Source organism: uncultured Campylobacter sp. (assembly GCF_905372745.1).
Taxonomy (GTDB): domain Bacteria; phylum Campylobacterota; class Campylobacteria; order Campylobacterales; family Campylobacteraceae; genus Campylobacter_A.
The window spans coordinates 1-6433 of sequence record NZ_CAJPQR010000055.1 but is presented as its reverse complement, the minus strand read 5'-3'; the positions used below and the strand labels follow the sequence as shown (position 1 = coordinate 6433).

General features: G+C 46.3%; 5 protein-coding genes. 4 read left to right on the top strand and 1 reads right to left on the bottom strand.

Features of this window, described 5'->3' with window-relative positions; all coding sequences use genetic code 11:
• Positions 1–89: 89 nt before the first annotated feature.
• Complete coding sequence (gene flgH, locus QZ157_RS10500; protein ID WP_295145385.1) at positions 90–791, bottom strand: flagellar basal body L-ring protein FlgH; 702 nt, start codon at positions 789–791, stop codon at positions 90–92.
• Positions 792–853: 62 nt separating this feature from the next.
• On the opposite strand from flgH, the gene pta reads away from it, so the two are divergent.
• From pta to QZ157_RS10480, 4 genes are all read left to right on the top strand, one after another.
• Positions 854–2239: a phosphate acetyltransferase gene (gene pta, locus QZ157_RS10495; protein ID WP_295145382.1), complete on the top strand. Its 1386-nt coding sequence runs from the start codon at positions 854–856 to the stop codon at positions 2237–2239.
• Entirely contained in the window at positions 2239–3438 is a 1200-nt protein-coding gene (locus QZ157_RS10490; RefSeq protein ID WP_295145379.1) for an acetate kinase, read from the top strand. Before pta ends, QZ157_RS10490 begins: the two co-directional genes overlap by 1 nt.
• Positions 3439–3712: 274 nt before the next feature.
• Positions 3713–4666 (top strand): DUF3137 domain-containing protein, encoded by a 954-nt coding sequence (locus tag QZ157_RS10485; RefSeq protein ID WP_295145376.1) that lies wholly within the window; start codon positions 3713–3715, stop codon positions 4664–4666.
• 323 nt (positions 4667–4989) lie between these two features.
• Positions 4990–6054, top strand: coding sequence for a tyrosine-type recombinase/integrase (locus QZ157_RS10480; RefSeq protein WP_295145373.1), 1065 nt, complete (start codon positions 4990–4992; stop codon positions 6052–6054).
• Positions 6055–6433: the final 379 nt, after the last annotated feature.

Here is a 6433-nt window from a genome sequence, read left to right as displayed (position 1 = left end):
CGAAGATAAGGCATGTAGCCTATCGAGTCAAATTTTAACGAAATCCGCAAAAAGCGCGCAAAAGACAAGCCGCCAAAAAGCAAAAGAGACTAAAAAGGCCAGATCGCCTCCATAAGCTTCGTCCCCCACGGCTTCCTCGTCGCCCTATCCACGTCGCCTTCGGTTTTATATAGGATCTTTGCGTCGGCGATGTAGCGCGAGTCGATCTCGTTGGCGTTTGAGATGTCGTACGGGCGGATCACGCCGCTAAGCTGCATGATCTGCTTTTCGCCGTTTATGAGCAGTTCGCGCGAGCCCTCGATAAAGTAGTTGCCGTTTTCTAGCACCTTGATGATGCGCGCTGAGATCGTAGTCGTAAAGGCCTCTGCACGCACGCTAGATCCCGCGCCCGTAAATTCATTTTTATTGCCCGCGCTAAAGCCGATGTCGCCGGCTTTGTTTAGCTGAGTGGCCAGCGTAGATAGCGGCGCAGAGCCTGCGGTAAATATCCCTCCGCCAAGGCTTATCGCACTGTTTTTGCTCGTGTCGTGCTTGCCGCTGGAGCTTTGGTTGGCGCGCTCGCTGATGACGACGGTTACGATGTCGTTTACGTTCATCGCCTTACGGTCGGCAAAAAGCGGGTTGTCGCCGCGACCGAAAAGGCTGCCCGCGTTTGGTTGGTTATTGACCTGCTTGGCGGGAAGTTGCTCGACGTAAACGGGCGGCTTCATGTCTATGTGAGGGTCGGCGCTAGGCAAGCATCCGCTCAAAAACGCTGCTGCAAGGGCGCAAAAGTAAATATTTTTTCTCACGCTTTACCTTAAAGTGAAAATTTTACGATAAAATAAGCAAATCAAGTTCCAAAAGGAAAATTATGGCTGACTCTATCCTTGCGCTTGGCGCGAATTTTCAAGAAATTTACGAAATTATATCAGCAAAATTTAAAAATGTAGCCGTTTTTGACCCCATCAATGATTTTTACGGGCTCGAAAATGCCCAAAAAGCCTTTGAAAACGGCAGCGAGCGCGAGTTTTTTAAAAGCGCGATAAATGAATTTGACCGACTAGCCGAGAGTGCTGATTTCGTACTCGTTAAACCAGCGCAAAGTATAGCAAATATCGGCGAAATAGAGCTAAATTTACAGATCGCGAGACATTTAAACGTTCCGGTTTTTTGCCGAGAAAATTTGAGCTTTTTTACGCGAAACTCAAAGCTAATCGTAAGCGGAAATTTGGATGAAATTTTAAATGCAAAGCAAGATATCATCACGCCTTTGCGCTTTGAAAATTCGCTATTTAAGCTCGCTGCAAAGGATAAAAAAACCGTCGTTTTGCCTGAAAGCGAAGATGAGCGGATACTAAGAGCGAGCGAAATTTTACTAAAAAGCGGCGCGGTAAATTTGATCCTTTTGGGCGACGAAAACGAGGTCAAATTTGAAGCGGAAAAACTAGGCGTAAATTTAAGCGGCGCGAGATTTATAAATTTAGAAAAAAACGAGTACGCAGATTGCCTAACCGCTGCGCTTTTTGAAGCTCGCAAAAGCAAGGGCGTGAGCCTAGAGCAAGCTTGTGAGCTAGTGCGAGATAGGACGTATTTTGCTACGATGATGGTACAAGAAGGACTAGCCCACGCCATGGTGAGCGGTGCAAATACGACCACGGCGCACACTATCCGACCCGCGCTTCAGGTCATCAAAACCCGCCCAGATAGCCCGCTAGTTTCAAGCTCGTTTATAATGTGCTTTGCAGAGGAGATCCTGGTCTACGCCGACTGCGCGATAAATCCAAACCCGGATGCCCGGCAACTCGCCCAAATCGCCCTAGCCTCGGCGAATACGGCGCGCGCGTTCGGACTGGAGCCGCGAGTAGCGATGTTAAGCTACTCTAGCGGAGATAGCGGCAGCGGGGCAGATATAGACCTAGTTAGGAGTGCCGGCGAGATAGCGCGAGGACTAGATCCCGCCCTAAAAATCGAAGCTCCCGTACAGTACGATGCGGCCGTAGATCCCGCCGTAGCGCGCAAAAAGCTGCCAAACAGCGACGTAGCTGGCCGCGCGAACGTTTTTGTATTTCCAAATTTAAACGCGGGCAATATCGGCTATAAAATCGCGCAACGAAGCGCAAACTGCGTCGCCGTCGGACCGATCTTGCAGGGTCTAAAAAAACCCGTAAACGACCTAAGTCGCGGATGCGGCGTGGGAGATGTCGTAAATACGGTCCTAATAAGCGCGATACAAGCCGCAAACGAAGGAGAAAAATAGTGAAAATTTTGGTTTTAAACTCAGGCAGCTCGTCGGTTAAATTTCAGCTTTTTGATATGGCGGATAATCGCGTCATCGCTAGCGGTCTAGTCGAAAAAATCGGCGAAGCAAGCTCCTATGCCAAGCTAAAAGACGTTAGCTCGGATAAAATTTACGAGGAGCGCGCGCCGCTAAAAGACCACCACGAGGGGCTTGAGGCGATGAGGCGGCTGTTTGTTAGCTCAGATATCCTGCATGATTTTAGCGAGCTAGACGGCATCGGGCACCGCATCGTGCACGGTGGCGAGAGCTTTAGCGACTCGGCTCTAGTCACCCCTGACGTCATCGCCAAAATCGAGCAAAACTCCGTTCTAGCACCCCTTCACAACCCCGGCCACCTAGCGGGCATCAAAAATGCAATGCATGAGAGTGGTAAAAAGGTGCCTCACGTCGTCGTTTTTGATACCGTATTTCATCAAACTATCCCCGAGTACGCCTACCGCTATGCCCTGCCATTTGATCTTTGCAAGAGGCTGCACATCCGCAGATACGGTTTTCACGGCACTTCGCACCACTACGTGACTAAAAAAGCCGCCGAGTATCTAGGCGTGCCGTACGAGAAATTTAACGCTATCTCGCTGCATCTTGGCAACGGAGCCTCCGCCTGCGCAGTGCAAGGGGGCAAGAGCGTCGATACCTCGATGGGCCTAAGTCCGCTAGAAGGCCTGATAATGGGCACTAGAAGCGGCGATATGGACCCCGCGGTGCTTACATATCTTTTAAATTTAGGCGAGCTCACGGCCGAGGGCATAGACGCGTTTTTAAACAAAAAAAGCGGACTGCTAGGCATCTGCGGCTCAAACGACATGCGCGAAGTGGTCGTTAAGATGCAAGGCGGCGACGAGCGCGCGCATCTAGCCTTTGAGATGTTTTGCTACCGTATAAAAAAATATATCGGCGCGTATTACGCGGTTTTGGGCCGAGTGGATGCGGTCGTTTTTACTGGCGGTATCGGCGAAAACGCCCCGTATAGCCGCGAGAAAATCTGCAACGATCTCACGCACATTGGTATCAAGATCGATCACGAGCTAAATTTCGCCGCAAGCGGCGGTATACGCGATCTAAGCGCCCCTGACGCAGCGGTAAAAACTCTCGTCGTGCCTACTAACGAGGAGCTAGAAATCGCGCTGGAAACAAAAAGGGTGATAGAAAATCTCTAAATTCGACCGCTTAAATTTGAGTTTTTGCCCGCCGTATTTGCCGCTTTGATTTGGCATTAAAGCAAATTTGACGAGTCGCTTCTAGGACTCGGTCAAATTTGATCTTAAATTTACGATTAAAAACGGCGGCAAATTTCAAATTTACGCCGTGCCAAATTTGACTCCAAATCTACCGGATTTTAAAAATCCTCGCTCAAATTTACCCGCCCGAATTTACTTTATTTTAAGCCGCGCTCGGTCAAAATTTACGTAAATTTTAATCAAAAGCGAGCAAATGACCCTTTCGCAAGCATTTATATTAACCAAAAACAAACAAAAAGAGTGCCGAGCTAGAGTCGCGGTATCTCCTACAAGCGTTATTTTGGGCGTCGGTGTCATAGTGCTCTTTCTTATCTTCGAAAATAGATTTGATAGCGATCAGCTCTCGTCATTTGGCTTTGTGATGGTGTTTTTGCTTGTTATTTCTCATTATCTTTTTAAAATACTTAATCACATCGAAAAAGTAGAAAAAGCAAAAGAGGAATACAACGAATTTTACAAAGAAGTTTTCGTCCGCGCGCTCATCGGTGAGATCGACGAGAGCTTTACGTATAGCGCCTACGGCGGCATCTCGCAGAGCGAATTTAATGCGGCCGGGGTTTATAGACCCAGCACATTTTATAGCGAAGATAGCGTGCGCGGCGTCTATAAAGGCGTCAAATTTAACCTGTGCGAGGTCATCAACCACGAGCGCGAATACCCGCGCGTAAACAACAAATACGTCGCCGCCTTCGTCCTGCTAAAATACGTGTTTGATCAGTATTCGGACTTCAAAGGCAGCGTGCTAGTTTGCGAGTTTAACAAGAAATTTCGCGGCAAAACGACCGTCGTTAGCAAGGATTTTAATACTAAATTTTTAGGCGACAAAGAGCTGCTCGACGATGTCAAATTTAACGAAAATTTTAGAGTTTTTACGACGGATAAGGTGGAGGCGAGATATCTGCTCACGCCTGCGTTTATGGGCAAGCTAAATATACTAAAAGCCTACAAAAACACGCTAAAATCGCCCAGCGTAGCCTTTATGGATAACAAATTTTACCTATTTTGCTTTAGTAGGAGAAATTTTTTTGAGGGGCGGCTTTTTGATAAACTAGACATCGCCGAGGCTCGCCGCGAGCAAAGATACGTGAGGCAGATGCTTAGCGTCATCGACGAGCTAAATTTGAGCTTAGATATTTATCTGAAATAATTTTCGTAAGCGATTTTGCGACTAAATTTAGGCTCTTTGGGTTTGAAGTTTTTGCGCGACGTAAATTTATGTGCGTTGCCGCAAAAACACGACTTTAAGCTTAAATTTTTGCATAAATTTGCCCTATTTTGCTAAATCCGAACGCAAAATTTAGGTTTATCTCTACCTCATAATTTAGCGCACTTAAATTTATCGCCTTTTGCCGTTTAAAGCTTGATTTCGACATTAAATTTATAAAAAGATTAAACGATTTTAGACGGGCAAAATAGCGCAGATTTTAGCTATAATGCTTTTCAATTTTTTATAAATTTAAGGAAAATATCTTGAAATACGCGCTTGATTGCAAGGATAGTTTTGAAAACTCGTTTATATTTTGGCTCACGAGATACGTTAAATTTAAGCTTAGCTCGCTCTCAAACAAAGAGCTTCGCGACCCAAAGGCGCTAGCAAGCGTAAATTTCGCCCTTAGCCGCGAGATAAAAAACATAGATCAGCTAGACGGCCTCGTAAAATCGGCTAGAAACGCTGGACTAACGGGCATAAATACATACTTTAATCCGCTTAAAAAGATATTCGAGACGCTCAAATTTTACGAGCTAGAGAGCCTAAAGCAGATCGACGAGGAGCTGCTAAGCGAGGTGCTAGCTAGCGTCACGGGCGGGCTTAGCGACGCGAGCAAAAAAAACTACCGCATAAGCGCGATAAATTTTTTCGCATTTTTGGATAAGCAAAACGAAGAGGACGGCAAGGCGCACGTCTTTGACATCGAGCTAAAAAACTGGGGCGGCGTGGGCGGAGCGCGCGGGCAAAAGTTGCCTGAATTTATGAGCGAGGATGAGGTAAAAAGATTTTTGGAGGCGATCGAAAACGCGGAGTTTAAAAGCAATGCCAACCGCAACAAGCTCATCATAAAAATCATTATTTTCACGGGTATTCGCGTGAGCGAGGCGCTAAATCTAAAGCGCAAAGACATAGCCGAGGACGGCGAACTCTACGTCATAAGAATCCGCGGTAAAGGCAACAAATACCGCGTCGTGATGATCAAGCGCCGCCTCATCGAAGCCCATCTGGACGCGATCGCGATAAACTATATAAATAAAGAAGGCTATCTTTTTATCAACAAAAAAGGCACGCGCCTAACGCAGGCCTACGTGAGCCGCATCGTCGAGCAGATACTCTTTAAAGCAGGTATCCGCAAGGAAAAAAACGGCGCTCACATGCTGCGCCATACCTTTGCCACGATGCTTTACAAAAAGCAAAAAGACCTGGTTTTGGTGCAAGAAGCGCTTGGGCACGCGAGCCTAAATACTTCGCGAATTTACACGCATTTTGATAGCGAAAAGCTAAAGCTCGCCGCGCAGGTAGCCGAGGAGCTAAGCGAGGAGTAACGCCCGCCGAGTCGGCATTTAAAAAGCCGTAATTCTCGCGCTTTGCTTGCCCGTCTGTGATGTGTTTTTTTGGAAAAATTTTGTTTCGGGCTTTTTTGGATTTTGATACGATGCTTTTTAAAAATTTATTTTAGATTCCTGCTCGTTTGCATCTTTGCTTTCTAGCGTTTATTTAAGCGCGTTTTTGCCAATTTACCGCATAAATCCGTGTTTTTACGGGCGTAAGCTTCGTGCATTTATCGCGTTTTAAAAAACGAATAAAACGAGAAAAATTAGCTAAATTTGCATGGTACTTTTAAAAAAACCAAAAATGATTTTTTGCTTTCTAATTTTTAAAATTTTAGGCGGTTTTATATGTTTTTGTAGATGGATTACGAGC

What these genes read in the sequence shown, in the direction of transcription:
- pta (WP_295145382.1), top strand. Translation starts at nt 854, where the DNA reads ATGGCTGACTCTATCCTTGCGCTTGGCGCGAATTTTCAAGAAATTTAC.
- QZ157_RS10485 (WP_295145376.1), top strand. Translation starts at nt 3,713, where the DNA reads ATGACCCTTTCGCAAGCATTTATATTAACCAAAAACAAACAAAAAGAG.